This window comes from Mitsuaria chitosanitabida ATCC BAA-476 = NBRC 102408 (genome assembly GCF_001598255.1).
GTDB lineage: Bacteria > Pseudomonadota > Gammaproteobacteria > Burkholderiales > Burkholderiaceae_C > Roseateles > Roseateles chitosanitabidus.
Genome location: NZ_BCYP01000030.1, coordinates 124765 through 150611 on the forward strand (window position 1 = coordinate 124765; position 25847 = coordinate 150611).

The 25847-nt window shown below is 70.6% G+C and carries 21 protein-coding genes and 1 riboswitch; of the genes, 12 read left to right on the plus strand and 9 right to left on the minus strand.

Annotated elements, in window-relative coordinates; genetic code table 11:
* Positions 1-229 precede the first annotated feature (229 nt).
* From nrdR to MCHT01_RS19130, 3 genes are all read right to left on the minus strand, one after another.
* Positions 230-673: a transcriptional regulator NrdR gene (gene nrdR, locus MCHT01_RS19120; protein WP_067067404.1), complete on the minus strand. Its 444-nt coding sequence runs from the start codon at positions 671-673 to the stop codon at positions 230-232.
* A 16-nt stretch (positions 674-689) separates the two neighbouring features.
* Positions 690-1940, minus strand: coding sequence for a serine hydroxymethyltransferase (gene glyA / locus MCHT01_RS19125; protein WP_067067407.1), 1251 nt, complete (start codon positions 1938-1940; stop codon positions 690-692).
* An 83-nt stretch (positions 1941-2023) separates the two neighbouring features.
* Positions 2024-2165, minus strand: a riboswitch (ZMP/ZTP riboswitch).
* Positions 2166-2312: 147 nt separating this feature from the next.
* Complete coding sequence (locus tag MCHT01_RS19130) at positions 2313-3161, minus strand: lytic transglycosylase domain-containing protein (RefSeq protein ID WP_067067410.1); 849 nt, start codon at positions 3159-3161, stop codon at positions 2313-2315.
* A 304-nt stretch (positions 3162-3465) separates the two neighbouring features.
* Here MCHT01_RS19130 and MCHT01_RS19135 point away from each other — a divergent pair, with 304 nt between their 5' ends.
* The gene (locus tag MCHT01_RS19135; RefSeq protein WP_067067414.1) at positions 3466-5019 is read left to right on the plus strand and encodes a UbiD family decarboxylase domain-containing protein; all 1554 of its coding nucleotides are present in this window, start codon (positions 3466-3468) and stop codon (positions 5017-5019) included.
* Between the two features lie 222 nt (positions 5020-5241).
* Here MCHT01_RS19135 and MCHT01_RS19140 read toward each other — a convergent pair whose 3' ends face one another.
* Positions 5242-6009: a YdcF family protein gene (locus MCHT01_RS19140; RefSeq protein ID WP_067067416.1), complete on the minus strand. Its 768-nt coding sequence runs from the start codon at positions 6007-6009 to the stop codon at positions 5242-5244.
* A gap of 48 nt (positions 6010-6057) precedes the next feature.
* Here MCHT01_RS19140 and MCHT01_RS19145 point away from each other — a divergent pair, with 48 nt between their 5' ends.
* From MCHT01_RS19145 to MCHT01_RS19175, 7 genes are all read left to right on the plus strand, one after another.
* Positions 6058-10092: a DUF748 domain-containing protein gene (locus MCHT01_RS19145; RefSeq protein WP_148661612.1), complete on the plus strand. Its 4035-nt coding sequence runs from the start codon at positions 6058-6060 to the stop codon at positions 10090-10092.
* 104 nt (positions 10093-10196) lie between these two features.
* Complete coding sequence (msrA, locus tag MCHT01_RS19150; protein ID WP_067067421.1) at positions 10197-10772, plus strand: peptide-methionine (S)-S-oxide reductase MsrA; 576 nt, start codon at positions 10197-10199, stop codon at positions 10770-10772.
* A 2-nt stretch (positions 10773-10774) separates the two neighbouring features.
* Positions 10775-11602: an ABC transporter ATP-binding protein gene (locus MCHT01_RS19155; protein WP_245643420.1), complete on the plus strand. Its 828-nt coding sequence runs from the start codon at positions 10775-10777 to the stop codon at positions 11600-11602.
* Positions 11599-13041, plus strand: a complete 1443-nt coding sequence (locus MCHT01_RS27495; RefSeq protein ID WP_084452991.1) for an ABC transporter permease — start codon at positions 11599-11601, stop codon at positions 13039-13041. The genes MCHT01_RS19155 and MCHT01_RS27495 overlap by 4 nt, the downstream gene beginning before the upstream one ends.
* A gap of 266 nt (positions 13042-13307) precedes the next feature.
* A complete protein-coding gene (locus MCHT01_RS19165; RefSeq protein ID WP_245643422.1) occupies positions 13308-13919 on the plus strand; it encodes a DUF3299 domain-containing protein in 612 nt (203 codons plus the stop codon).
* Between the two features lie 67 nt (positions 13920-13986).
* Positions 13987-14451: a hypothetical protein gene (locus MCHT01_RS19170; protein WP_067067426.1), complete on the plus strand. Its 465-nt coding sequence runs from the start codon at positions 13987-13989 to the stop codon at positions 14449-14451.
* Between the two features lie 180 nt (positions 14452-14631).
* Positions 14632-16863, plus strand: a complete 2232-nt coding sequence (locus tag MCHT01_RS19175; protein ID WP_067067428.1) for a TonB-dependent receptor — start codon at positions 14632-14634, stop codon at positions 16861-16863.
* 223 nt (positions 16864-17086) lie between these two features.
* Here the strand turns inward: MCHT01_RS19175 and pdxH are convergent, their stop codons facing one another.
* Positions 17087-17722: a pyridoxamine 5'-phosphate oxidase gene (gene pdxH, locus MCHT01_RS19180; protein ID WP_067067431.1), complete on the minus strand. Its 636-nt coding sequence runs from the start codon at positions 17720-17722 to the stop codon at positions 17087-17089.
* Positions 17723-17875: 153 nt separating this feature from the next.
* On the opposite strand from pdxH, the gene MCHT01_RS19185 reads away from it, so the two are divergent.
* Positions 17876-18520 carry a nucleotidyltransferase family protein gene (locus MCHT01_RS19185; protein WP_067067435.1) on the plus strand — a complete coding sequence of 215 codons (645 nt, stop codon included), beginning with the start codon at positions 17876-17878 and terminating at the stop codon, positions 18518-18520.
* 97 nt (positions 18521-18617) lie between these two features.
* Here the strand turns inward: MCHT01_RS19185 and MCHT01_RS19190 are convergent, their stop codons facing one another.
* Positions 18618-19250, minus strand: coding sequence for a gamma-glutamylcyclotransferase (locus MCHT01_RS19190; RefSeq protein ID WP_169806165.1), 633 nt, complete (start codon positions 19248-19250; stop codon positions 18618-18620).
* A 297-nt stretch (positions 19251-19547) separates the two neighbouring features.
* Between MCHT01_RS19190 and edd the strand changes: the two genes are divergently transcribed.
* Complete coding sequence (gene edd, locus MCHT01_RS19195; protein ID WP_067067444.1) at positions 19548-21368, plus strand: phosphogluconate dehydratase; 1821 nt, start codon at positions 19548-19550, stop codon at positions 21366-21368.
* 94 nt (positions 21369-21462) lie between these two features.
* Complete coding sequence (locus tag MCHT01_RS19200; RefSeq protein ID WP_174549069.1) at positions 21463-22098, plus strand: bifunctional 4-hydroxy-2-oxoglutarate aldolase/2-dehydro-3-deoxy-phosphogluconate aldolase; 636 nt, start codon at positions 21463-21465, stop codon at positions 22096-22098.
* On the opposite strand, the gene MCHT01_RS19205 is transcribed toward MCHT01_RS19200, so the two are convergent.
* The gene (locus MCHT01_RS19205; protein ID WP_067067446.1) at positions 22099-22665 is read right to left on the minus strand and encodes a PaaI family thioesterase; all 567 of its coding nucleotides are present in this window, start codon (positions 22663-22665) and stop codon (positions 22099-22101) included.
* A 77-nt stretch (positions 22666-22742) separates the two neighbouring features.
* Between MCHT01_RS19205 and MCHT01_RS19210 the strand changes: the two genes are divergently transcribed.
* Complete coding sequence (locus MCHT01_RS19210; protein WP_084452994.1) at positions 22743-23261, plus strand: MarR family winged helix-turn-helix transcriptional regulator; 519 nt, start codon at positions 22743-22745, stop codon at positions 23259-23261.
* 80 nt (positions 23262-23341) lie between these two features.
* Here the strand turns inward: MCHT01_RS19210 and MCHT01_RS19215 are convergent, their stop codons facing one another.
* Complete coding sequence (locus tag MCHT01_RS19215; RefSeq protein ID WP_084452996.1) at positions 23342-24781, minus strand: methyl-accepting chemotaxis protein; 1440 nt, start codon at positions 24779-24781, stop codon at positions 23342-23344.
* Positions 24782-24933: 152 nt separating this feature from the next.
* Complete coding sequence (gene xth, locus MCHT01_RS19220; RefSeq protein WP_067067550.1) at positions 24934-25698, minus strand: exodeoxyribonuclease III; 765 nt, start codon at positions 25696-25698, stop codon at positions 24934-24936.
* Positions 25699-25847: the final 149 nt, after the last annotated feature.

Genomic DNA, 25847 nt, shown 5'->3' on the forward strand with positions numbered 1-25847 from the left:
TCGTTGTCGCCGCGATCGGCGATGACGAGAACTCTAGGAATCGGCGCGCGAGCGCGCGTCGCCTCGAAGGGGGGGAGGGCCGGCCGCCTGAAGAGGGGCCGCCTTTGGGGGAGGCGTGCAGACCGAACCGAATCGCGTCGCGGTCGGCCATGAAAAACGCGCCCTGGGGGGCGCGTTTCATGATGAAGGGCTCAAGCGCGGGCCGTTGGGGCCGACTTGCCGGTCCGGGTCAGATGTCCCGGATCAGCTGTCGAAACTCGTCGACGTCCTCGAAGCTCCGGTACACCGACGCGAAGCGCACGTAGGCGACCTTGTCGATGCGCTTGAGCTCGCGCATCACATGCTCGCCCAGCTTGGTCGACGGGATCTCCCGCACGCCGCTGGTCAGCAGCTTCTCCTGGATGCGCTCCAGCGCGGCGTCGATCTGCTCGATGCTCACCGGCCGCTTGCGCAGCGCCAGCGACATCGACGCGCGCAGCTTGCTCACGTCCAGGTCGGCCCGCGTGCCGTCCTTCTTCACCACCATGGGCAGGGCGATCTCGGCCCGCTCGTAGGTCGTGAAGCGCTTGTCGCAGGACTGGCAGCGCCGGCGGCGGCGCACCACGTCGCCCTCGTCGGACTCGCGGGTCTCCGACACTTGCGTGTCGCCGTGGCCGCAGAAGGGGCAACGCATGCGCCGCGGTCCTCGATCAGCGGTAGACCGGGAACTGACGCGTCAGCTCGGCCACCTTCGCGCGCACATTGGCCAGGTTGGCCTCGTCGTGCGGGTTGTCCAGCACGTCGGCGATCAGGTGGGCGGTCGCGCGGACCTGCTCTTCCTTGAAGCCGCGCGTGGTCATCGCGGGCGTGCCCAGGCGGATGCCGCTGGTGATCATCGGCTTCTGCGGGTCGTTCGGGATGCCGTTCTTGTTGCAGGTCATGTGGGCCGCGCCCAGGATGGCCTCGGCTTCCTTGCCCGTCAGGTTCTTGGGGCGCAGGTCGACCAGCATCACATGGCTCTCGGTGCGGCCCGAGACGATGCGCAGACCGCGCTCGATCAGCGTGTCGGCCAGGACCTTGGCGTTGGCCACGACCTGCTGCTGGTAGGCCTTGAACTCGGGCGACAGCGCTTCCTTGAAGGCCACGGCCTTGCCGGCGATGACGTGCATCAGCGGACCGCCCTGGATGCCGGGGAAGATCGCCGAGTTGATCTTCTTGGAGATCGCTTCGTCGTTGGTCAGGATGATGCCGCCGCGCGGGCCGCGCAGGCTCTTGTGGGTCGTGGAGGTCACGACGTCGGCGTGCGGCAGCGGGTTCGGGTAGACGCCCGCGGCGATCAGGCCGGCGTAGTGGGCCATGTCGACCATGAAGTAGGCGCCGATCTCCTTGGCGATCTTGCCGAAGCGCTCGAAGTCGATGCGCAGCGCGTAGGCCGAGGCGCCCGCGATGATCAGCTTGGGTTTCTTCTCACGCGCCAGGGCTTCCATCGCGTCGTAGTCGATCTCTTCCTTGTCGTTGAGGCCGTAAGAGATGACGTTGAACCACTTGCCGCTCATGTTCAGCGACATGCCGTGGGTCAGGTGACCGCCCTCGGCCAGGCTCATGCCCATGATGGTGTCGCCGGGCTGCAGCAGCGCGAAGAACACGCCCTGGTTGGCCTGCGAGCCGCTGTTGGCCTGCACATTGGCGAACTCGGCGCCGTAGAGCTGCTTCAGGCGGTCGATGGCCAACTGCTCGACGATGTCCACGTACTCGCAGCCGCCGTAGTAACGCTTGCCGGGATAGCCCTCGGCGTACTTGTTGGTCAGCTGGCTGCCTTGCGCCTCCATGACGGCCGGGGAGGTGTAGTTCTCCGAGGCGATCAGCTCGATGTGCTCTTCCTGGCGACGCGTTTCCTGCTGGATGGCCTGGAAGACTTCGGCGTCGACGTTGGCGAGGGTCTGTTGGGTGCGGTCAAACATGATGATGTCGTCTCAAGGGTTGGCGCCACCGGCCGGATCGCGAGCCGCGCGGTCGCCTGTGCGACCCGAGGTCGGTCCGGAACGATGGAGGCCCAGGCGAACGGCACGACGGCCGGAGGACATCCCCAGCCGCTCGCGCTTCCCGGTGGTGACCCACCTCGGGCGACGCCGACCTCGTGCGGATCACGAGTCCGGGCGCCCTGATCGCCAGTTGCGCGAAGCGTGCAGTGTAGCCGCACCGATGCGGGGCGCCGACCGAGGGCGCGCCATTCATGCGTCGCGCGCGCGGGTGACGCGCGGGTGGGCGGCGAGCGCGGGCTCGCCAATGAAAAACAGGCTCCGTCGGAGCCTGTCGGTCGGGAGCCCTCGGGCTCAGCGCATCACGGTCATCGCGACCTGCTCGCCGCCGGTGGACGGGGCCGAGGCCGGCTCGCGGATCGGGCGCGGCGCCGACGGGCTGACGCTGCGGCCCGAGACGACGGCCTTGAGCAATTCCTGCTCGGCCAGCACGCGGCCGGCGTAGCCGGTGTCGTCGGGCAGGTTGGCGGCGCCGACGTAGCGGCGCAGGCCTTCCTCGAGGCTGCCGGCGCGCTGGATGCATTCCTTCAGCACCTGCACGCCGACGCGCAGGTTCGTGATCGGGTCGAAGGCAGCCAGATTGCCACCGAAGGCCTCGTACTTGTCGTCGTGCACCCGCGTCATGACCTGCATCAGGCCTTGCGCGCCGACGGCGCTCTGGGCGAACGGATTGAAACCGGACTCGATGGCCATCACCGACAGGATCAGCGTGGGATCGACGCGGGCGCGCTGGCCGACGTCCCAGGCTTCCTTGACCAGGCGGCTGACCGGTTCCGGCGCGACCTTGTAGCGGCGCGCCAGGTAATTGGCCACGGCGGCCTGCTGGCGGGTCAGCTCCTTGGGATCGACCGCGGTGGCGCGGGTGATCGCGTCGGGCTCGACCATCAGGGCGAGCGTGTCGCCGGAGGCTTCCACGCGGGCTTCATGGCGCGCGTTGAGCCAGCCCAGCACCTGGCCTTCCAGTTGCTGGCGCATGTCCGGCTGACTGGCGAAGACCAGGCCGATGGCGACCACGGTGAAGCCCAGCAGGGCGAGGGTGTTGTGGCTGACGACCAGGAGGCCCTGGCCGATGTCCTTGACGAAAAGCACCAGGGCCGTGCGGGCCTGGCGGGGGAGGGATAGCAGGTCTGAACGCGCTGTCATGCGACTCCTTTCTCCGTTCACGCCCATCGCGAGTCGGCCGGTGCGCGGATGCGGTTCACCGGGCGGACAGCTCTGGGGCGTGGCGATAATGGGCCGGGTCGGGCGTCGTCGGCGGCCTGGAGGGCTCTCAGAGGGCTCCAGGCGACTGGTGCGACAAACGGGCGATCCAGCGTCCATTGGCAGCGTCGGTTCTCGCTTCCCATGCGAGGACCGGGATAACCCTGGGGGCCAGGGCAGGCCGCGATTCTATGGATCATCAATAACCCGTCAACCGTATGGGGCTTGTTCTTAAATACTTTTGGTTATGAAGTACCGAGATCTGCGTGACTTTGTGGACGCTTTGGAAGGCATGGGCGAGCTCCGCCGCGTGGCCGATCCGGTGTCCCCGAATCTGGAAATGACGGCCCTGAGCGACCTGGTTCTCAGAGCGGAAGGACCGGCCTTGATGTTCGAGCAGCCGACCGGCTACCGCATGCCGGTGCTGGCGAATCTGTTCGGCACGCCGCGCCGGGTGGCCTTGGGCATGGGCGCCGAGTCCACCACTCAATTGAGGGAGGTCGGACAGCTGCTGGCCAGCCTGAAGGAGCCCGAGCCCCCGCGCGGCCTGCGCGACGTGGGCAAGCTGGCGCAGATGGCCAAGGCGCTGTGGGACATGAAGCCCTCGCAGGTGAAGCGGCCGGTCTGCCAGCAGCAGATCTTCGAAGGCCCGGACGTGGACCTGAAGCGCCTGCCCATCCAGACCTGCTGGCCCGGCGACGTCGGCCCGCTGCTGACCTGGGGCCTGGTGGTGACGCGCGGCCCGCAGGGCATCCCGAATCCGCGCCTGCGCCAGAACCTCGGCATCTATCGCCAGCAGCTGATCGGCAAGCGGCAATTGATCATGCGCTGGCTGGCGCATCGCGGCGGCGCCCTCGATTTCCGCGACTTCGCGATCGCGAATCCGGGACAACCTTTCCCGATCGCGGTGGCGCTCGGCGCCGACCCGGCGACCACGCTGGGCGCGGTGACGCCGGTGCCGGATTCGCTCTCCGAGTACCAGTTCGCCGGCCTGCTGCGCGGGTCCCGGACCGAGGTCGCCGACACCGCGGTGGGTGAGGGGGGGCGCATGCTGCAGGTGCCGGCCTCGTCGGAGATCGTCCTGGAAGGCCACATCCCGCCAGCGCCGGCCGGTTTCACCGGCCACAGCGAGGACGGCATCCCGCTGAAGGAGAAGGGCGGCTACCTGCATGCGCTGGAGGGGCCGTACGGCGACCACACCGGCTATTACAACGAGCAGGACTGGTTCCCCGTGTTCGAGGTCAGCCGCCTGACCCAGCGCGACGACGCCATCTACCACTCGACCTACACCGGCAAGCCGCCGGACGAGCCGGCCGTGCTGGGCGTGGCGCTGAACGAGGTCTTCGTTCCCATCCTGCAGAAGCAGTTCACGGAGATCGTCGACTTCTATCTGCCGCCCGAGGGCTGCAGCTACCGGATGGCGGTCATCTCGATCAAGAAGGCCTATCCGGGGCACGCGAAACGGCTGATGTTCGGCCTGTGGAGCTTCCTGCGCCAGTTCATGTACACGAAGTTCATCGTGATCGTGGACGAGGACGTGAACATCCGCAGTTGGCAGGACGTGATCTGGGCGATCACGACCCGCATGGATCCGGTGCGCGACACGACGCTGGTCGAGGGCACGCCGATCGACTACCTGGACTTTGCCTCGCCGGTGAGCGGCCTGGGCGGGAAGATGGGGCTGGACGCGACCAACAAGTGGCCTGGCGAGACGACCCGCGAGTGGGGTCGGATCATCGAGATGCCCGACGAGCAGAAGACCCGCGCCGCCGATTTATATAGGCGTTTGTTCGGGGGCTGAGATTCCCTGGTTCCTAGGGATCAGGGCTTGAAAGAGCCATGGCGCCTGCCTAAGGTTGTCAGGCCTTTCCGGCACTTCCTCTGGCGCAGTCTCTGCGCGCCAGGAGCCCTGCGGCAAATCGCCGTGGAGCCCCAAAGGCGGCTGGTCCGCCCACCCCTCCCAGTTCGGCATACCCGGCTCGGAGGGGTTTCTCGTTCTTGGGACGGCGTCGCGGCCGAGGGCTCAGTGCCCCGCCACGTAGCCCAGCCATTCGTAGCCGAGGTAGCGGGCCCGCGCCGCGCCCTCCTGCGACGGCAGGAAGTCGCGCCATTCCCAGTCCGGCAGCGGCACGTTGATGGGCGCGGCGACCAGTTGCACGTCCGGCGGCAGCGCCTCGCGGAAGGCGCGCAGCGCGCGGCGCATGTGCACGTCGTGGGTGACGACGATGACCCGGCGGATCGGCTGGCCGCGCAGCAGCGCGGCGGTGTAGAGCGCGTTCTCGCGGGTGTCGCGGGCCTTGTCCTCGACCCAGGTGACGTGGAAGCCGAACTCCTGCTGCGCGGTCCGCTTGGCCAGCCCGGCTTCGGTGGAGCCCTCGTGGTGGGAGGCGGGCGGCGCGCCACCGGTGAACAGCAGCGGGATCGAGGTCTGGCGCGACAGCCAGATGCCGTAGCGCAGCCGCTCGATCGAGAGCGGCTTGAGCTGCGCCGACCCATATTCCGGCATCAGCTTGCGCGCGCCGGCGCCAAGGACGACGATGACGCTCTGCTGCGGCGGCAGGTCCTGGAGTTGTTGGACGCGGATCGCCTGCTGCGGGCCCAGCAGACGCTCCTGCAACCAGAGCGCGCCGAACTCCGTGCTGCCCACCCAGACGGCCACCAGCCCGAGGACGAACAGCCCGCGAGCGAGCCAGTGGTGGCGCCGGCGCAGCCACCAGGCCAGCAGCAGCAGCGGGAAGGCGCCGGTCGGGGGTAGCAGAAGCGCCGCGACCGCGTGTGTCAGTTCGTTCATCAGGTGCCAGGTGTTGAGCCCGCCAGCATAATCACCTTCCTTGACGACTTGTGGGCTTTGCTCGTGCTGTTCTCCGCTCTTCCCGTCTGGCCCCGTCGCATCGCGCGCGTCGCGCTCGGGCTGGTGCTGTTCCTGGTCGCGGTCCTGCTGATCGCCTGGATCGCGCTGCCGATGTGGATCAAGGGACCGGGCCTGCGTCTGGCCACCGAGCAGCTCGGCCGCGCGGTGACCTTGAGCGACGCGCGTTTCAAGCCCTGGCGCCTGGCGCTCGAGCTCGACGGCCTGAGCATCGCCGGCCCGACCGCCGACGCGCCGCCGCTGCTCGCGGTGCGGCGCCTCGAGACGGCGGTGTCGCCGCGCTCGATCTGGCACCTGGCCCCCGTGCTGTCGGCGCTGAAGGTCGAGTCGCCGCGGGTGCGCGTGGCGCTGCTGGCCGGCGGCGGGACCGACCTGGACGACATCGTCAAGCGCTTCGCCGCCGCGCCGAAGCCGGCCCCCGCGGCCGACGAGGGTCCGGCCGAGGCCGCCCTCTACAACATCGAACTGACCGACGGCGAGCTGCGCCTGGACGACCGGACCGCCGGCATGGTCCACGAGCTCAAGGCGCTGCACCTGGGCATCCCCTTCCTGTCGACGCTGGACGCGGACGTCGAGGTGCATGTGCAGCCCCGCCTGTCGGGCCAGCTCAACGGCATCGGCTTCCAGAGCGAGGGTCAGGCCCAGCCCTTCGCCGAGACCCGCAGCGCCAGTCTGACCGTCAAGCTGGACGCGCTGGATCTGTCGGCCTACCGCGCCTACTGGCCCAGCGAGCTGCCGATGCGGCTCGCCAAGGGCTTGGTGGACGCGCAGCTGACGCTGGACTTCACGCAGCCGCCCCAGCAGGCGCCGTCGGTGAAGCTCAGCGGCAAGACGGCCGTGCGGGACCTGTCGCTGCAGCGCCGTGACGGCGAGGCCTGGGAGGACTGGCTGCGCTGGCAGGCCTTGTCGATCGACCTGGCCGATGTGCAGCCGCTGAAGAAGCAGGTGCTGCTCGGCGCGGTGACCCTGACGAAGCCCGAGCTGATGATGGGCCGCGATGCGCAAGGGCGCCTGTGGCTGCCGGTCGCCGATGGCGCGGCGCCGGCGAGCAAGCCGGCCCGATCCGCCTCGGGCGATCGGGCGGCCGGCCCGGCGGTCGCGGCATCGGTCCCGGCCGAGACCGTCGCCGCCGCCGTGAAGACGGTCGCCGCGGCCAAGGCGGCCGCGGGCTCGGCGCCGGCCTCCGGTGCCGCCGCGACGAAGGCCGCCGATGCCTCCGCCAGGTCCGCGCCCTGGCATGTCGGTGTGCAGCGCTTGGCGCTGACCGACGGTCATGTCGGCTGGGAGGATCAGGCCGTGCGACCTGCCGCGCAATGGCGCGTCGACGATCTGGACATCCAGGGCACGGGGTTGAACTGGCCATTCACGGCCAAGGCCGCCCCGGTCACGCTGGCGGCGCGGATCGCGCCGGAGGGTGCCAAGGAAGGCGCCAGCCTGAGCGCCAAGGGCGAGCTCGGCAGCGCCGGCATCGCGCTGGACTGGGCGCTCAAGGATCTGGGGCTGTCCGGCTTGTCGCCCTATCTGAAGGCGACCACGCCGCTGCTGGTCGATGGCAGTTTCGCGACGCAGGGCGCGCTGCGTGCCGGTCCGAACGGCGAGGACCCCAGGATTTCGTTGAAGGCGCTGTCGCTGGACGGCCTCAAGGTCGCCGATGGCCGCACGCCCGTGCTGGCGATGAAGCGGCTGAGCCTGGATCAGGCGGAGATCGCGCTCGACGCCCACAAGCTGACGGCGGGACGTTTGGCGTTCGTCGCGCCCGAGGCCAGCATCGGCCGCGACAAGGCCGGCCGCTGGAGCTGGGACGCGTGGATGCCGAGCACCGCGACAGTGGGGCAGGGCGCTGGCGCGCGCGCCGCTCGCCGGGACGCGCCCGGCCGTGATCGACTGACGCTGGAGCCACCGGCGCAGGCCTCCAAGGTCTCGTCCCCAGCGACCAGCGACGCGGGTCCGGCCTGGTCCGCGCAGATCGGCGAGATCGCCGTCGAGGGCGGGCAGGCGACGCTGCTCGATCTCGCCACCCATGTGCTGGCCGACGAGCCGGCGCGCCCGATCGGCGTGCAGGAGCTGGGCATCAAGGTCACCGGCATCGACTGGGACGGCCGCCAGCTGCGCAAGCCGCTGCCGGTGACGGTCGCGGCGACGCTGCGCCGGCCCGATGCGACGCGCCGCAACGCGCGTGAGGTGCCCAAGCTCCGCTGGGAGGGGCAGGTGGCGCTGGCGCCGCTGAAGGTGAACGGCCGCCTGAGCGCCGAGCACCTGCCCCTGCACTGGGCGGACCCGTATCTGGATCCGTCCATCGGCATCCACCTGCAGCGCGCCGAAGGCTCGGTGCGGGCCGGCTTCAGCTTCACGCAGACGCCCAAGGGCCCCGACGTGCAGGCCGGCGGCGAGCTGCTGATCGCCGATCTGCGCTTGCGCCAGGCGCGCCTGCAGGACGGGCAGCGGCGCTCGGCCGAGGACCTGCTCAGCTGGACCGGCCTGAAGCTCGCCGGGCTGAAGCTCAAGCTCTCGCCCGGCGGCGCGCCCGACGTGACCATCCAGCAGGCGGTGCTGGACGACGTCTACGCCCGCCTGATCGTCAACGAGCAGGGCCGGCTCAACCTGCGCGACCTGCGCCAGACCGAGCAGGGTCAGGCGGTGGCCGCGGTCGCGGGCACGCCGGCGGCCTCGGCGCCGGTGGCGGTCACGGTGGCGAGCGCCACGTCGGCGCCGGGCGGCGCCGCCAGCGCGGCCCAGGCCGCCGCGGCCGGCGAGCCGCCGCTGCGCCTGAGCATCGGCGAGACCCGAGTCAACGGCGGTCGCGTCGATTTCAACGACCGTTTCATCAAGCCCAACTACAGCGCCAACCTCAGCGAGCTGACCGGCACGCTGGGCGCGTTCTCGGCGGGCTCGGCGGCGATGGCGCCGTTGCAGCTCAAGGGCAAGGTCGAGGGCACCGGGCTGCTGGACATCAGCGGCCAGCTCAACCCCAGCGGCGCGCCGCTGGCGCTGGACATCACCGCCAGCGCGACCGACATCGAGCTCGCGCCGCTGTCGCCCTACGCCGGCAAGTACGCCGGCTACGCGATCGAGCGCGGCAAGCTCTCGACCCGCGTCCATTACCAGATCGATCCGGGCGGCAAGCTGGTGGCGGACAACAAGATCGTGCTGAACCAACTGAGCTTCGGCGAGCGCATCGACAGCCCGACGGCGACCAAGCTCCCGGTGCGGCTGGCGGTGGCGCTGCTCAAGGACCGCAACGGCGTCATCGACGTCAACCTGCCGGTGAGCGGCTCCCTCAACGATCCGGAGTTCAGCGTCGGCGGCCTGGTGCTCAAGCTGATCGTCAACCTGCTGACCAAGGCGCTGACGGCTCCCTTCTCGCTGCTCTCGGGCGGCGGGGGCGCGGACATGAGCCAGCTCGAGTTCCAGCCCGGCACCGCGGTGCTGGCGCCGGCGGCCGCGCAACGGCTGGAGCCGGTGGCCAAGGCCCTCACGGACAAGCCCGCGCTGCAGCTGAGCATCACCGGCTGGGTCGATCCGCAGGCAGAGCGCCGCGCGGCCCAGGCGGCGCGGCTCGAGGACGCGATGGTGGCGGAGCGCCGCCGCGAGCTCCGACGCTCGCAGGTCACGCAGGTGGTGAGCGGTGCCTCCGACGCCGCCGCCGATCCGGCGACCGCCCCCATCACGCTGGATGACGCGCAGCGGACGCGGCTGCTCAAGGTCGTCTACGACGGCGCCAAGCTGCCCAACAAGCCGCGCAACCTCATCGGCCTGGCCAAGGACATCCCGGCCGACCAGATGCGACAGCTGCTGATGGACAGCTACGTCGTCACCGACGAGCAGCTGCGCGAGCTGGCGCTGCAGCGCTCGGTGGTCGTGCGCGACGCGCTGATCGCGCGGGGCGTGCCCAACGCGCGGATGTTCCTGGCCTCGCCCAAGCAGCACGCGGCGGGCGACGATCGCGGCGGCGACAAGGACAAGCCCTGGCAGCCGCGCGTGGATCTGGCGCTGAGCGCACAGTGACCGCGGCGGCGGGCATGGGCTCGCCTATGCTCGCCACCCGCCGGGCTTGAACCGGCGCCGCGCGGCCCGATGTGGGGCTGTCGCCAACTTTCGAGGACATCGCCATGACCACCACCCCGAATCCCGCCCCGCTCGGCCCCGGCGAGGACCTGATCACCCTGGGCGGCGGCTGCTTCTGGTGCACCGAGGCGGTGTTCCTGCGCGTCAAGGGCGTGTTGTCGGTCGAGTCCGGCTACACGAACGGCGAGATCGAGCGCCCGAATTACGAGCAGGTCTGCGGCGGTCGTACCGGCCACGCCGAAGTCGTGCGCGTGCGGTTCGACCCGAAGGTGGTCAGCCTGACCGACCTGCTGCAGGTCTTCTTCACCATCCACGATCCGACGACGCTCAACCGCCAGGGCGCCGACGTGGGGACGCAATACCGCTCGGGCATCTACTACACGCGGCCCGAGCAACTGGCCGAGATCCGCCAGGTCGTCGACGAGGCGCAGCGCGCCCACGGCGGCAAGGTGGTGACGGAGGTCCAGCCCGAGCAGAACTACTGGCCCGCCGAGGCCTACCACCAGGACTACTTCGCCAACCACCCGGAGCAGGGCTACTGCGCCTTCGTCGTCGCGCCCAAGGTCGACAAGTTCCTGCTGAAGTTCCGGGAACTGGTGAAGTCCGATTCGCCCGCCTGACGATGGCGACCGGAGTACCCCCTCTCCCGCTTGCGGGAGAGGGCTGGGGTGAGGGTCTTCGAGCTGCCGCGCCGGGCGACGGTCCCTCGCTGATCGAGCTGCACGACGTCCGGATGCGCTACGGCGCGAACGAGCTCCGCTTCCCCGACTTCTCTTTGCCCGCCGGCGCCCACCTGCTTCTGCGCGGCGCCTCCGGCAGCGGCAAGAGCACGCTGCTGGCGCTGATGGCGGGCCTGCTCACGCCCAGCGCCGGTCGCCTGACGATGGACGGCCAGGAGGTCGCCGCGCTGGCGCCGGCCGCGCGCGACGCCTGGCGCGGCGCGCGCCTGGGTTTCGTGCCGCAGCGCCTGCATCTGAGCGCCTCGCTGTCCGTCCGCGACAACCTCTCCTTGCCCTACGTCGCGGCCGGCCTCGCGCCGGACCTCGCCCGCATCGAGGCGGTGCTGGCTGAACTCGGCGTCGCCGCCTTGCTCGACCGGCGACCCCATCAACTGAGCCAGGGCCAGGCCCAACGCGTCGCGCTCGCGCGGGCACTGCTGCGCGCGCCGCGCTTCGTGCTCGCCGACGAACCCACCGCCAACCTCGACGACGAGGCCTGCGACGCGACCTTGACGCTGCTGCGCCGCGCGGCCGAACAGCATGGCCTGTGCCTGGTCATCGCTTCCCACGACGCGCGGATCGAGACGGCCTGGGCCGATTGGCCGGCCCTCCACCGCCTCCACCTGACTTCGGCCCGCGGTCCAGGTGTCATCGCGGATCGGGGCGAGGCCTTGCGGGCGCCGGCGCCGATCGCGCCCGTGAACGACGCTCCGTCATCTCCCGCCGCATGAGCCGTTCTCCCTTGAACCTCCCGCGCCTGGCCTGGCGCTACCTCTGGGCGCGTCCGATGCTGACGGCGCTCAACCTGATGCTGCTCAGCCTGGGGCTGGCCGCCATCGGCTTCGTGGTGCTGGTGAGCGAGCAGCTCGAGCAGGGCCTCAAGCGCGACCTCGCCGGCATCGATCTGGTCGTCGGCGCCAAGGGCAGCCCGATGCAGATCCTGCTGGCCGGCGTGTTCCACCTGGACCAGTCGACCGGCAACATCCCGCTCGCCACCGTGCGGCAGTTGCGGCAGCAGCCGCTGGTGGCGCAGGCGGTGCCGATCTCGCTGGGCGACTCCTACCGCGGGCATCGCATCGTCGGCACGACGCCCGAGTACCTCGGCCTGTACCGCCTGAGCCTCGCGCAAGGGCAGGGCTGGGCCCGGCCGATGCAGGCGGTGCTCGGCGCCGAGGTGGCGCGACTGTCCGGACTCCAGCCGGGCGACCGCTTCCATGGCACGCACGGACTCGCCTCCGGCGGCGACGAGCACGAGCAGGCCTACGAGGTCACGGGCGTGCTCGCGCCCACCGGTGGCGTCGCTGACCGGCTGGTGCTCACCGATCTGACCTCCGTGTGGGAGGCGCACGCGGCGCATGGCCATGGCCCGTCGGCGGGTGTCGCGGGCGAGGCTCGGGGAGGCCACGACCACGACCACGACCAAGGCCTTGACCAGAAGGGCAGCAACGACCACTACGGCGGCGAGGACAAGGACGGCCAGCACCAGGGCCACGACCATGACCACGACGGCAGCCAGGATCGCGACCACGAGAAGAGCCGCGACCACCACGAGGATCGAGATCGCTCCGGTGCGAAGGTGGGCGGATCGACTTCCCAAGGCGCCGAGACCGTCGACGATCCGTCGCTCGAGGTCAGCATGGTGCTGGTCCGCTACCGCAGCCCGTTGGCCGCGGTGATGCTGCCGCGCTGGGTGAACGCGCAGCCGGGGCTCCAGGCCTCGGTGCCGGCGCTGGAAACCGCGCGTCTGCTGAGCATGCTGGGCGTCGGCATCGAGGTGCTGCGGGGCTTCGGCCTAGTGCTGCTGATCGCGGCCTCGCTCTCGGTGCTTGTGGCGCTGCTGCACGCGGTGCGCGAGCGCCAGGGCGATCTCGCCATGCTGCGCATGCTCGGCGCGACGCCCGCCCGCGTGGCTGGCCTGATCGCCCTGGAGGCCTTGATGCTGGCGGCGCTGGCCACCGTGCTGGCGCTGGCCCTGGCGCATGCGCTCACGGGCGGCCTGGGGGCCGTGCTGGCGGCACAGCAGTCGGTCCGGATCTCGGGGACCTGGCTGTCCGCCTGGGAGGCGCTGGTGCCCGCGCTCGCCCTGTGGCTGGCGTTGCTGGCCGCCGCCTGGCCGGCCTGGCGCGGCTATCGCCTCGACGTCACCGAGCTGCTGCAGACGCCCCGCTGACCAAGCCGCCCCGTTGGCTGAGGCGCCAAGCTGCCCCAGGCGGCAAGGCGAGCCAGGCGGCACGCTGACCCAGTCGCCGCGGTCTGGCACTCGCGCAACGAGCGCGCTGCCGCGCCGCTTGCCCTGGTATCCGCTCCGTCGCTGCCGATCCCCGTCCGGCATGACCATCGGGACCCGCTCGAATGAGCGGATCGTTGGCGCGCGTTCGCTAGTCGCGCCTGATGCGAATCGAGTCGCAACATTTGCGATGCACAATGTCGCGCTTCATGTCCGCCTCCACCATGCGCTCCCACACGATCCTCGCCCCGTCGCGCCCGATGCCGAGCCCGCCTTTCGGCCGCGCCGCGCGCGCCGCCACGGCGACGATGGCCGCGGTGCTCGCGCTGTCCGGTCTGGCGCTCGCGACGAGCACGCCGGCCCGCGCGCAGGCCGGTGGCGCGGCGGTGCCGATGGGCTCCGGCCCCGGCTATCACGACCCTCGCAGCCCCTTCAAGCCGCTGCAGGAGATTGATGGCGTCGTCAGCTGGAAGCTGCTGTCCTCGGTCACCGTCAAGGCGGACAAGAGCAAGGTCATCCCGAGCTATCCCGCGGGCGTGCTCGCGCTGGACAAGCGCACCGTCAAGGTCCAGGGCTTCATGATGCCGCTGGAGCCGGGCGACAAGCAGAGCCACTTCCTGCTGTCCTCGGTCCCGACCAGCTGCTCCTTCTGCGTCCCCGCCGGCCCCGAGGGACTGGTCGAGGTCCGCAGCAGCAAGCCGGTCCGCTACACGCTGGACGTGGTGACCGTCGAAGGCCAGATGACGGTCCTCAACGACGATCCCTACGGCATGTTCTATCGCGTGACGCAGGCGGTGCAGACCGCCACGCCGGCGCGCTGAGCCAGCCCGCCGCCACCGACCGCCGCCCGAGCACCGCAGCCGACACCGACTCGATCGCCTCCGCCCGATGACCCGATCCGCCACCTCTCCGCTCACGCGCCCGCAGCGCTGGTGGGTGTGGCTGTGCCTGGTCGGCGTGCTGGGCTTCCAGGCCATGGGCCTGGTGCACCGCACCCAGCACGGCGGTGCGGTCGCGCAGCCCGTGCGCATCGCCCTGGCGATGGCGACCCTGGTCGCGCCCGCCGATGGCGCGCGCGCGCTGCCGGTGGAGGTCGGCGACATCGCCGACGTGGTGGGCATCTCCGACGCCGTTGACGTCAGCGTCGACGCGGTCAAGCTCTCCTTCGGTCACGTGGCCGGCAGTTCGGACTGCCAGCTGCTGGACCAGCTCAGCCAGGCGCTGAGCCCCATCGTCCAGGCGCTCGCCTGGACCGCGCTGCTGCCGGACTTCCCGGTCGCCGGGCCGCAGCCCCACGACGCCTCGCTCGCGCAGGTCTGGCGCAAGGCCGCCCGCGCGCCGCCGCTGGCCTGACACCGCCCCTTCCATCCGTCCCTTGATCGATCCGCCGCGCCCGCGTGCGCCCGGGTCGGCCGCGACCGTGGCCCTGGCCGCTTCGCGTCGGGAACCCTTCGAAGAATCAGATGGCGCCGCCGCGGCTGCCCATGACGTCGACCGACGTCCGTCCGCGCGCGGCGCTCCGAGAGCGTGTCCATGTCCACCATCGTCCCTTCCGTCCCCGTCGTTTCCCACCCGGCGTCCAGCGCCGTGGCCCGTCCCGCTGTCGGCGCCTTCCACGCGTCCGACCTGACCGACATCGCCGTGGTCTCCGCGCGCGCCGCCGTGCCGTTCCGCGCCACGGTGCTGATCCAGGCCGTGGGTCTGGCCCTGAGCCTGGGCGCGACCGCCGTCTGGGCCCAGCAGGCCCCGGCCACGGGCCCCGCCGACGCGCCCGAGGCCGCGACCGCCGACGGCGGTGCCGCCGCTGGCGGCGGCGCCAAGCGCAAGCAGCAGCTGGAGTCCGTCGTGGTCACCGGCAATCCGCTGAACCTGCGCGATGTCGTCGCCCCGGTGCAATCGCTCAGCGGCGACGCGCTGACCCTCAAGCGAGGCGCCAGCCTGGGCGACACGCTGGATGGCATGTCCGGCGTCAGTTCCACCTACTTCGGCCCCAACAGCAACCGTCCGACCCTGCGCGGCCTGGACGGCGACCGGGTCCGCATGCTGAGCAACTCGGGCGCCTCGGTGGACGCGTCCAGCCTGAGCTTCGACCATGCGTTGCCCATCGATCCGCTGGTCTTGACTCGCATCGAGGTGCTGCGCGGCGCGGCGGCGCTGCAGTACGGCGGCAACGCCATCGGCGGCGTGGTCAACGCGATCGACAACCGCATCCCGCGCCTGGTCCAGCCCGGCCTGAACGGCGCGGCCGAGGTGCGCCTGGGCGGCGCGTCCAGCGAGCGCGGCGGCGCGGTCGTCCTGGACGGCGGCACGAACCAGTTCGCCTGGCACGTCGACGCGGCGGATCGCCGCACCGACGACCAGCGCGTGCCGCGCTTCGAGACCGAGGACGGCTTCTCCCGCCGCGTCCGCAACTCCGACAGCCATGGCCGCAGCGGCGCGTTGGGCGGCTCCTTGCTGTTCTCGCAGGGCTATGCCGGCGTGTCGGTCGAGGACTATCACAACGAGTACGGCGTGACCGTCGAGCCCGACGTCCGCATCCAAATGCAGCGCCAGCGCCTCGCCACCGCCGGTGAATGGCGCGATCCGCTGCCGGGCCTGGCGCGCGTGAACTGGCAGTTCGCGAGCAGCCGCTACAAGCACCAGGAAGTGGAGGGCAGTGGCGCCATCGGCACGGTGTTCCAGTCCACCGGCAAGGACGGCCGCGTCGAGGCGCAGCACGCCGCGATCCAGACCGGCGCGGGCACGCTGTCCGGTGTGCTGGGCTGGCAATGGGAGCTGAGCGACTTCTCGGCGCTGGGCGAGGAGGCGCTGGTGCCCAGCACCAAGACCCGCAACAACGCGCTCTTCCTGATCGAGCAGTTCAAGTCCGGCCCCTGGAGCCTGCAGGCCGGCGCGCGCAGCGAGAAGGTCTCGGTCGCCTCGACCGGCGGCGACGAGGAGCGCTTCGGCGCGCCGGTGACCAAGCGCTTCAGTCCGAACAGCTTCTCGCTGACCGGCGCGGTCGAGGTGGGCGGTGGCTTCAGCCTGTCGGCCAGCGCGAGCAGCAGCCAGCGCGCGCCGACCTTCTACGAGCTCTTCGCCAACGGCGTGCACGTGGCCTCGGGCGCCTATGAAGTGGGCGATGCGAACCTGGGGATGGAGCGCGCCAGGGCGGTCGACCTGGGCCTGCACTGGAAGCAGGGCGAGTCCAAGTGGAGCGTGCAGGTGTACCAGACGCGCTTCTCCAACTACCTGGCGCTGGACGCCAGCGGTCGCGACATCACGCAGCCGGGCGAGGATGGGGGCTCCGAGACCTTCCCGGAGTACGTCTACCGCGGCGTGCGCGCGCGTCTGCATGGCGTGGAGCTGGAGGGGCATCAGCCGCTGCCGTCGCTGGCGGGCTGGAACCTGACGCTGGGCACGACGCTGGACCTGGTGCGTGGCACCAACCTCGACACGCATGAGGCACTGCCGCGTCTGGCGCCGATGCGGGCGTCGCTGTCGCTGCAGGCGGAGCAGGGGCCGTGGCTGCTGCAGGCCACGCTGATCGGCGCGGCGCGGCAGGACAAGGTGCCGGCGCTGGACACGCCGACGGCGGGCTACGGCCTGCTGCGACTGAATGTCGCGCGGCACTTCGAGCTCGGTGGCATGGACGCGATGTGGTACGTCAAGCTGGACAACCTGGCCAACAAGCTGGCCTACAGCGCCACCAGCGTCCAGACCATCCGCGAGCTGTCGCCCTTGCCAGGTCGGAGCATCTTTGCGGGCCTGCAAGTCCGGTTCTGACGCTTGGCCCCTCTCCCACTGCGTGGGAGAGGGGTTGGGGTGAGGGCGGTCGCATGCCAGAGCCTCCCGGCTACTGCGATTGGCGCTCTCGGCTTGCCCCGTCCCTCACCCCCCGCCCTCTCCCGCGCCGCGGGCGAGGGGGCCGCGCGGCTCGCTGCCAATCGTGAGGCCCGATCACCGTGCACGCCCTCTCCCGCCGGGCGGCAGAGGGCGGGGGCTCGCGTCAGGGCGCCAGTCGTTCCCTGATCCACCGGCCCTCGTCCAGCCGATAGACCAGCCGATCATGCAAGCGCGACTTCCGTCCCTGCCAGAACTCCCAGCGCTCCGGTACCAGCCGGAAGCCGCCCCAGTGCGGCGGGCGCGCCGGGTTCAGGCCGTGCTGCGCCGCGGCCTTGGCGGCATTCGCCACCAGCACCGCGCGCGATGAGATCACCTGGCTCTGCGGCGAGGCCCAGGCCCCGAGCCGCGAGTCCAGCGGGCGGGACTGGTAGTACGCATCGGACTGCGCCGCGTCGACCTTCTCGACGCGGCCCTCGACGCGCACCACCCGTTCCATCTCGACCCAGTGGAACTGCAGCGCGGCGAAGGGGTGCTGGTCCAGCTCCCGGCCCTTGCGGCTGTCGTAATTCGTGTACCAGACCAGGCCGCGGTCCTCGATGTCCTTGACCAGCACGATGCGGGTCGAGGGCCGCCCCTGCGGGCCGACGGTGGCCAGCGTCATGGCGTTGGGTTCGGGGACCTGGGCGTCCAGGGCTTCCTGGAACCAGAGGCGGAACTGGCGCAGCGGCTCGGGCGCGGCCTGCTGCTCGTCGAGCTCGTCGCGCTCGTAGCTCTTGCGGAGGTCGGAGAGTTTGTCCATCGGCGGAGTATCGGGCGAATCCTTAAGTAAAGCTCCCACTCGTGAAACTCCGGGTGCGGGCGCCCCGGGAGGGCGGGCATGCTTGCCGCCATCGGAGCCGCGCCTCAGAAGCCGGCCTCAGGGGGATCGGGACCACACCAGAAGGAAGTACGCATGAATCAGCGACGACCCGTCGTCGTCGTGCTTGCGGCAGGGCGCGGACAGCGCTTTCGCGGCGAGGGGCACAAGCTGGAACAGGTCTTGGGAAACGACACCGTGCTGGCGCACACGCTGCGCCAGGCGATGGCCTCGGACTTGCCGTTGCTGGTCGTCACCTCATCCGCGTTGGCACCGCTGGTCCGACGTCATGTGGCTTCGCGCGACATGCTGGTCTTGCCCGACCAGGATCGCCTCGGCCGTCCCGCGCCGCTGGGCATGGGTCATTCCATCGCGGCTGGCGTGGCCGCCACCGGCGATGCGCCGGGCTGGCTGATCCTGCCGGCCGACATGCCCATGCTGCGCGCCAGCACGCTGCTGGCGGTGGCGCAGGCGCTCGAGAAGGACCCCATCGCCTTCGCCCAGTACCGCGGCCGGCGCGGTCATCCGGTGGGCTTCAGCGCGGAGCTGTTCTCCGAGCTCGCCGCCCTGCAGGGCGACGAGGGCGCGCGGCGCCTGCTGGCGCGCTACCCGGCGCAGGCGGTCGACGTCGACGATCCGGGCGTGCTGGTGGACATCGACACCGTCGAGGACCTGCGGCAGGTGCAAGGCGATCCGAGCCAGCCCCAGCCCACCGGGACCGGGCTGCGCGCCGCGGGCTGAGCGCCGCGGTCACCCGCCGCGTCTCGCGCGCTGATGGATAGCGGGCGCTTCACGCCGATCGTTGGAAGCATCCGCGGCGCCGCCGGCCATGCCGACCTCACAGCCCGTTCGTCCGGGCCAGCGCGAGCTGGCGCTCGAGCGCGCGGTCATGGATGCCGTGCTCGCGCAGGGCGGTGACGGCGCGCTGGAGGTAGTCGAGCGTCGTCCCGTACCGACCCCGCGCATGCCGCAGGATGTGCAGCAGGCGCTCGTCGGGGATGTCGCCGACCCAGCCCGGGCTGCGTCGCGACAGCGTGAAGGCCAGCGCCTTGCGCACGCCCAGGCCGTCGCCGCAATGGCAGTCCAGCCAGCGCGGCACGTAGGTGCCGACCACCATCTCGCGCAGCCACAGCCGGTGCAGGGTGGCTTCGCTGTCCTCGGGCGCGACCCGGTAGACCAGGCCGCGGCAGCTGCCGCCGGAGAGCAGCGTCATCACCAGGCCGGGCTCTTCCGCGCTGCCCCGGTTGACCAGCGAGCGCAGCCGCAGCGCCCGGTGATAGCCCTGGACCTTGGCCACGACGGTCTGCGCCGGCACGAAACCGGGGTTCCACATCAGCGAGCCGTAGGCGAACATCATGAGCCCGTGCTCGCGGTCCCATTGACGCTCGGCGACGGCGAGCAGGGCTTGGCAATGGGCGGGGAGGTCCTCGAGGCGGGCGCCCTCGAGGGGATCGGGAGAGACAGACGACATGGGCGGCCATGCTGCCACAGGGTGGCCGTCGAGGGAGCGGAGCGCGGCGAGCCCGCGCGCCTCGCGAGGACTCGACGGCTCCCCGGCGCCCATCGAGGTCTGCATGGGGGCGCGCGCGCGGATTCGCCCCGGCCGAGGCCCGGGAACGCGCCCTGCCGCATCGGGGCCGATCGCCCATCCCGATGCGCTTGTAACTCGCTTGTACCTGGATTTGCCTGTCGGAGAGGGGCGCCACGCCTCCGGGGCGTGTAATATGGTTACCAATCAAACCCTGGCCGAGTTACATCGGCAGTCGGCATGAACAAGACGCTTCTCGACGTCACCGCGCGCATCAAGGCGCGCAGCGCCGCTTCCCGCGAGCGCTATCTGGACCTCATCGAGCGCATGGCGGGCCGCCAGCGCGGCGTGCAGCGCCTGGGCTGCGCGAACGTCGCCCACGCGGTCGCGGCGATGCCGGCCAACGACAAGCTCCGCATCGTCGCGGAGAAGGCGCCCCACCTGGGCATCGTGACGGCCTACAACGACATGCTGTCGGCGCACCAGCCCTACGAGGGCTACCCGGCCCTCCTCCGCGACGAGGTCCATCGCCACGGCGCCACCGCGCAGGTCGCGGGCGGCGTGCCGGCCATGTGCGACGGCGTCACGCAGGGCACGCCGGGCATGGAGCTCAGCCTGTTCTCCCGCGACACCATCGCGATGGGCACGGCGGTCGCGCTGTCGCATGACGTGTTCGACGCGGCGCTGCTGCTGGGCATCTGCGACAAGATCGTCCCCGGCCTGCTGATCGGCGCGCTGCACTTCGGCCATCTGCCCTGCGTGTTCGTGCCGGCGGGGCCGATGAGCTCCGGCCTGTCCAACAACGACAAGGCCAAGGTGCGCGAGCTCTACGCGCAAGGCAAGGTCGGGCGCGACGAGCTGCTGCAGGCCGAGTCCCAGGCGTACCACGGCGCCGGCACCTGCACCTTCTACGGCACGGCCAACAGCAACCAGATGCTGCTGGAAGCCATGGGCCTGCACGTGCCGGGCGCGGCCTTCGTCCATCCGCATGACGGGCTGCGCGAGTCGCTGACCCGCGAGGCGGTGCGCCAGGCGCTGAAGATCATTCCGCAAGCCGACTACACGCCCATCGGCCGCATGGTCGACGAGCGGACCATCGTCAACGCGATGGCCGCGCTGCTGGCCACCGGCGGCTCCACGAACCACCTGATCCACTGGGTCGCGGTGGCGCGCTCGGCGGGCATCCTGATCGACTGGAGCGACTTCTCCGACCTGTCGTCGGTCGTCCCGCTGCTGTCGCGCGTCTACCCGAACGGCAGCGCCGACGTGAACCAGTTCCAGGCCGCCGGCGGCCCGGGCTTCGTGATCCGCGAGCTGCTCGGCGCCGGCCTGATGCACGGCGACGTGCTGACCTCGGTCGCGGGCCAGGGCCTGAGCGCCTTCGCGCGCCTGCCGCATCGCGCCGAGGATGGCTCGGTCCGCTGGACCGATCTGCCCGCCGCGAGCAGCGACGAGACCGTCGTGCGCACGGCCGCGGCGCCGTTCTCCCCGACGGGCGGCCTGAAGCTGCTGGCCGGCAACCTGGGTCGCGCGGTGATCAAGGTCTCCGCCGTGCCGGAGGACCGCCACACCGTCGAGGCGCCCGCGCGCATCTTCGACAGCCAGGAAGCGATGCAGGCGGCCTTCAAGGCCGGCGAGCTGGAGCGCGATGTCGTCGTCGTGGTCCGCTTCCAGGGCCCGCAGGCCAACGGCATGCCGGAGCTGCACAAGCTGACGCCGCCGCTGGCGGTGCTGCAGGGCAAGGGCTTCAAGGTGGCGCTGGTCACCGACGGCCGCATGAGCGGCGCCTCGGGCAAGGTGCCCGCGGCCATCCACGTCAGCCCCGAGGCGCTGGCCGGCGGCCCGCTCGCCAAGCTGCGCGACGGCGACCTGGTGCGCGTGTGCGCCAACAGCGGCGAGCTGAGCGCGCTGGTGCCGGCCGCCGAATGGGACGCCCGCGGCAACGCGCTGATCACCGACGACGCCGTCATCGACAACGGCGCCGGCCTGGGCCGCGAGCTGTTCGCCGGCATGCGCCGCAATGTCACCTCGGCGGAAGAGGGCGCCGTCACCTGGCTGTGATCCTGGCGATCGCCCGGTCGACGCGGCAACGGCTCCTCGGGAGCGGTCGCGTCGACCCCGTCGCCCCACTCGATTCGACTCTGAGGATTTCTGCATGAGCTCCAAGCTGGACACCCTGAGCCTGGCCGACCACGGTCCGGTCATCCCCGTCATCGTCATCGATCGCGTCGAGGACGCCGTGCCGCTGGCACGCGCGCTGGTCGCCGGCGGCGTGAAGGTGCTGGAAGTGACGCTGCGCACGCCGGTCGCGCTGGAGGCGATCGCCGCCATCGCCCAGGCGGTGCCGGAGGCCATCGTCGGCGCCGGCACGCTGCGCACCGCCGCTGACGCCGCCGCCGCGAAGAAGGCCGGCAGCCGTTTCGCGGTCAGCCCGGGCTTCACGCTCGAACTTGCCAAGGCCTGCGAGGCGCAAGACCTGCCCCTGCTGCCTGGCGTGTCCACCGCCAGCGAGGTCATGATGGCGGCGGATGCGGGCTATCGCTTCCTGAAGCTGTTCCCGGCCACGGCGGTCGGCGGCGTGAACCTGCTCAAGGCGCTGGCGGGCCCCTTCGCGGATGTGGCGTTCTGCCCCACCGGCGGCATCACCGTGCAGACGGCGCCGGACTTCCTGAAGCTGCCCAACGTCAAGGTCTGCGGCGGGTCCTGGCTGACGCCGGCCGACGCCGTCAAGGCCGGCGACTGGGCTCGCATCACGCAACTGGCCCGCGAGGCCGCCGCGCTGCGCGGCTGATCAGCGCTTCGGCGGATCGAACACCAGGCACGTCGTGCTGGCGTGCGCGTAGAGCTTGCCGTCATGGCCGATCAGATCGGCCTCGGCGGTCGCCATCTGGCGGCCGACGTGACGCACCCGTCCGACGGCGCGGACGACCGGCACGCGCTCGTTCAGGGCGCGGACCAGATTCAGCTTCAGTTCCAAGGTCGTGTAGCCGCGGCCCGGCTCCATCGTCGTGTGAACGGCACAGCCCAGGGCTGAATCCAACAGCGTCGCATACCACCCGCCGTGCACCGTGCCCATCGGGTTGTAGTGCCGGAACTTCGGCGTGCCCTGGAAGATCACCTCGCCCTTGGCGACACGCAGCAGCGTGAAGTCCAGGGTCTGCGCGATGGGCGGGGGAGGGAGCTTCCCATCCAGCATCGCCTGCATCTGCTCCAGACCCGTCAGCCCGGCGATCTCCGCCATCGTGGCCACGCCATGCTCCGGCCGGATCTTGGCCCGTACCTGCCTCTCCTCCTCCAACCACTGCGTCAGGATCGCGTCGGCTTCGGCCGTCGCCGTGGGATGGACTGCTGCGTTCATGTGAACTCCGTCGAATGCTTGTGCCTGCAATGGTTGCAGCTACAATCATTGCCTGTCAAGCAGCGAGGTGACACCCCATGAACGCGACGGTTACTTCCTCCCGGGCCGCAGGCGCCGCGCCGGCCTCGCAAGGCGAGCCCCTCTCGCCCAAGGGCTGTACCAACTTCAAGCTTCGCCAGCTGACCCGCCTGGTCTCCAACCACTGCGAAACCCACTTCGCCGAGACCGGCCTGAAGACCACCCAGTACGCGCTGCTGTCGCACATCGTCGTGCTCGGCCCGATTCAGCCGAGCGAGCTGGCGCGTCGCATGGACCTCGACCTCTCGACGCTCTCGCGCAACATCCAGCCGCTGCTGGCGATGGGGCTCGTGGAGATGCTGCCCGGTGCCGACGCCCGCAGCCGTCAGCTGCAGGCGACGGAGGAAGGGCACGCCCGGCGCCGCCAGATGAAGGCGACCTGGAAGCGTGCCCAGCTCTCGCTCAACGAGCGCTTGGGCGATGAGCGCGTCCAGCGCCTGCATGCGCTGCTCGATGAATGCGCGGCGCTGATGCGCGGGGATGTGGCCGTCGAGGAGCTCGACGGCCTCGACACCTGACCCTCACGCTCCCGCGCTCGGGTCTCAGGTCTCAGGTGTCAGGTTTCAGGTCTCTGCGCTCAGGCCGCAGGTCCTGGGTCTCAGGCCTCCAGACGGAACACGCCGAGCGCCGCGCCCACCTCGCGGGTCTGCGCCTGCAGGTGATCTGACGATCGCGCCAGGTCCTCGACCAGACCGACGTTCTGCTGGGTGATGCCTTCGAGGTGACGGACGGCGCCCGACACCTCCGAGATCCCGTCCAGCTGCGTCTGCGCGCTGCGCTCGATGTCCTCGATCACGCCACCGAAGCGCTCGACGGTGGCCAGGGTGTCGGCCATGCTGCGGCGCGCCTCGTCGGTCTGCCGCGCGCCCGCCTCGACCTTCTCGCCGGAAGCGGCGATCAGCTGCTTGATCTCGCGCGCCGCGTCGGAGCTGCGCTGCGCGAGCGCGCGCACCTCGCCGGCGACGACCGCGAACCCACGGCCATGCTCACCCGCCCGGGCCGCTTCCACCGCGGCATTCAGGGCCAGCAGGTTGGTCTGGAAGGCGATGCCCTCGATGAGCTGCGTGATCTCGCCGATGCGGGCCGAGGCCTGCGCGATCGCCTGCATCGTGTCGTTGACCGAGCGCACGTTCCCGTCGCTGCGCCGCGCCGCCGCGCCCAGCTCGGCCGCGACCTCGCGTGCGCGATGCGCCGTGTCGCGATTGCCGCGAACCTCGTCGGTGATGCGGGCCATGCTGGCGGTGGTCTGCTCCAGGCTGGCGGCCTGTGATTCGGTGCGCTGCGCCAGGTCGTGGTTGCCCTGGGCGATGGTCTCGGAGACGCGCAGCATCTGCGTCAATTCATGCTGGGTGTCCGACACCAGCGCGCGCAGGTTGACGCGCAACTGGCCCAGCGCGCCCTCAAGCGCCACGGTCGGGCGGCTCCGATCGCTGCCGTCCACGGAGCGATGGGCGCGCGGCTGGCTGAGATCGCCCGCAGCCAACCGGTAGGCGACCCGCTGGCTCTGGCGCAGCGCGGCGCGATGGCGGCCCGGTTGCAGCAGCGCGGCGAGCGCGCCCAGCGCCCGTCGCCACATCGGCGCGCGGACCTGGCCGCCGCGCAGCGTGGGGCCGGCGACGCGGTCGCGCTCGGCGGTCTTCATGCGGGCATAGAGGGCCTCGGCCACGCGAACCTGCTCGCGTGACGGCGCGGTCCGCACCGAGAGGTAGGCCACCGGCACGTCGCCCTGCAGCAGCGGCGTCACGTTGGCCATGACCCAGTAATGGTCGCCATCCTGACGGCGGTTCTTGACCACGCCCGACCAGGGGCGGCCGCCCTGGATCGTCGCCCACAGATCGCGGAAGGCCTCCTCCGGCATGTCGGGGTGGCGGATCAGGTTGTGCGCCTTGCCGATGAGGGCCTCGCGGGCGAAGCCGCTCACCGCCACGAAGGCGTCGTTGCAATGCAGGATCCGACCCTTGAGGTCGGTGGTCGACACCAGCGCGCGACCCTCGGGCAGCGGGAACTCCCGTTGCGTGACCGGCAGATTGGTTCTCATCGATGCGTCCCCTGTACGGTAGCTCTTGACTTGGATCAAGACGCAGCATCGATGAGTCAGTCCGGGGCCAACTTGAGCAATATCAAGTCATTGCGGGTTTGCCAGGAACGCGGGACGTGCGGCGTGAAGGAATGCCGCGAAGACGAGGTCGCTCAGTCGAGCGTGACGATGACCGGGGCGTGATCGCTGGGCTTGGGCAGCTTGCGCATGGCGCGGTCGATGGTGCAGGCGGTGACGCGGGACTTCAGCGCCTGGCTCACGAGGATGTGATCGATGCGCAGGCCCTTGTTCTTCTGGAAGCCGAGCATGCGGTAGTCCCACCAGCTGTAGCTCTTGGGCGGCTGCTCGAACATCCGGTAGGCGTCGGTCAGGCCCAGGTCGATGAGCGCCTGGAAGTGCGCGCGCTCCTGCGGGGAGGTGTGGGTCTGGCCGACGAAGGCGGCCGGGTCGTAGCAGTCGCGGTCCTCGGGGGCGATGTTGAAGTCGCCCATGATCACGAGCTTCTCGTGCTGCTGCATCTCGGTGGCGAGCCAAGCGCGCAGGCCGTCCAGCCAGGCCATCTTGTAGACGAACTTGTCGCTGTCCAGCGCCTGGCCGTTGGGGAAGTAGGCGCCGATCACGCGCACGTCACCGACGGTGCCCGCGATGAGCCGCGCCTGCTCGTCGGCGTAGCCGGTGATGTTCTTGACGACGTCGGTGGCCGGGGTACGGCTCAGCAGGGCGACGCCGTTGTAGGTCTTCTGACCGAACCACTGGACCTGATAGCCGGCCTCGCCGATCTCCAGCGTCGGGAACTTGTCGTCGGTGAGCTTGGTTTCCTGCAGCACGAGCGCATCGACAGGATTCGCCTTCAGCCAGTCGAGCAGCTGCGGCAGGCGCACGGCCAGGGAGTTGACGTTCCAGGTGGCGAATTGCATGGTGTTCTGTGAGTTCTTGAATTCATTGAAGAAAGACGGATGACCGTCTTTCGGGAAATGGGTTGGCGACCGGCCCGGCTGCCAGCGGACGCCTTGGCGGGGAGCCTTGGGCTCCTGCTGACGCGCCACCATGCCCGATCGTATCCATT

What these genes read in the sequence shown, in the direction of transcription:
- xth (WP_067067550.1), bottom strand. Translation starts at nt 25,698, where the DNA reads ATGCAATTCGCCACCTGGAACGTCAACTCCCTGGCCGTGCGCCTGCCG.
- MCHT01_RS27495 (WP_084452991.1), top strand. Translation starts at nt 11,599, where the DNA reads ATGAGCCGTTCTCCCTTGAACCTCCCGCGCCTGGCCTGGCGCTACCTC.
- MCHT01_RS19210 (WP_084452994.1), top strand. Translation starts at nt 22,743, where the DNA reads ATGAACGCGACGGTTACTTCCTCCCGGGCCGCAGGCGCCGCGCCGGCC.
- MCHT01_RS19190 (WP_169806165.1), bottom strand. Translation starts at nt 19,250, where the DNA reads ATGTCGTCTGTCTCTCCCGATCCCCTCGAGGGCGCCCGCCTCGAGGAC.
- MCHT01_RS19170 (WP_067067426.1), top strand. Translation starts at nt 13,987, where the DNA reads ATGACCCGATCCGCCACCTCTCCGCTCACGCGCCCGCAGCGCTGGTGG.
- MCHT01_RS19135 (WP_067067414.1), top strand. Translation starts at nt 3,466, where the DNA reads ATGAAGTACCGAGATCTGCGTGACTTTGTGGACGCTTTGGAAGGCATG.
- msrA (WP_067067421.1), top strand. Translation starts at nt 10,197, where the DNA reads ATGACCACCACCCCGAATCCCGCCCCGCTCGGCCCCGGCGAGGACCTG.
- MCHT01_RS19175 (WP_067067428.1), top strand. Translation starts at nt 14,632, where the DNA reads ATGTCCACCATCGTCCCTTCCGTCCCCGTCGTTTCCCACCCGGCGTCC.
- MCHT01_RS19200 (WP_174549069.1), top strand. Translation starts at nt 21,463, where the DNA reads ATGAGCTCCAAGCTGGACACCCTGAGCCTGGCCGACCACGGTCCGGTC.
- nrdR (WP_067067404.1), bottom strand. Translation starts at nt 673, where the DNA reads ATGCGTTGCCCCTTCTGCGGCCACGGCGACACGCAAGTGTCGGAGACC.
- MCHT01_RS19130 (WP_067067410.1), bottom strand. Translation starts at nt 3,161, where the DNA reads ATGACAGCGCGTTCAGACCTGCTATCCCTCCCCCGCCAGGCCCGCACG.
- edd (WP_067067444.1), top strand. Translation starts at nt 19,548, where the DNA reads ATGAACAAGACGCTTCTCGACGTCACCGCGCGCATCAAGGCGCGCAGC.
- glyA (WP_067067407.1), bottom strand. Translation starts at nt 1,940, where the DNA reads ATGTTTGACCGCACCCAACAGACCCTCGCCAACGTCGACGCCGAAGTC.
- MCHT01_RS19155 (WP_245643420.1), top strand. Translation starts at nt 10,775, where the DNA reads ATGGCGACCGGAGTACCCCCTCTCCCGCTTGCGGGAGAGGGCTGGGGT.
- MCHT01_RS19140 (WP_067067416.1), bottom strand. Translation starts at nt 6,009, where the DNA reads ATGAACGAACTGACACACGCGGTCGCGGCGCTTCTGCTACCCCCGACC.
- pdxH (WP_067067431.1), bottom strand. Translation starts at nt 17,722, where the DNA reads ATGGACAAACTCTCCGACCTCCGCAAGAGCTACGAGCGCGACGAGCTC.
- MCHT01_RS19185 (WP_067067435.1), top strand. Translation starts at nt 17,876, where the DNA reads ATGAATCAGCGACGACCCGTCGTCGTCGTGCTTGCGGCAGGGCGCGGA.
- MCHT01_RS19165 (WP_245643422.1), top strand. Translation starts at nt 13,308, where the DNA reads ATGTCCGCCTCCACCATGCGCTCCCACACGATCCTCGCCCCGTCGCGC.
- MCHT01_RS19205 (WP_067067446.1), bottom strand. Translation starts at nt 22,665, where the DNA reads ATGAACGCAGCAGTCCATCCCACGGCGACGGCCGAAGCCGACGCGATC.
- MCHT01_RS19215 (WP_084452996.1), bottom strand. Translation starts at nt 24,781, where the DNA reads ATGAGAACCAATCTGCCGGTCACGCAACGGGAGTTCCCGCTGCCCGAG.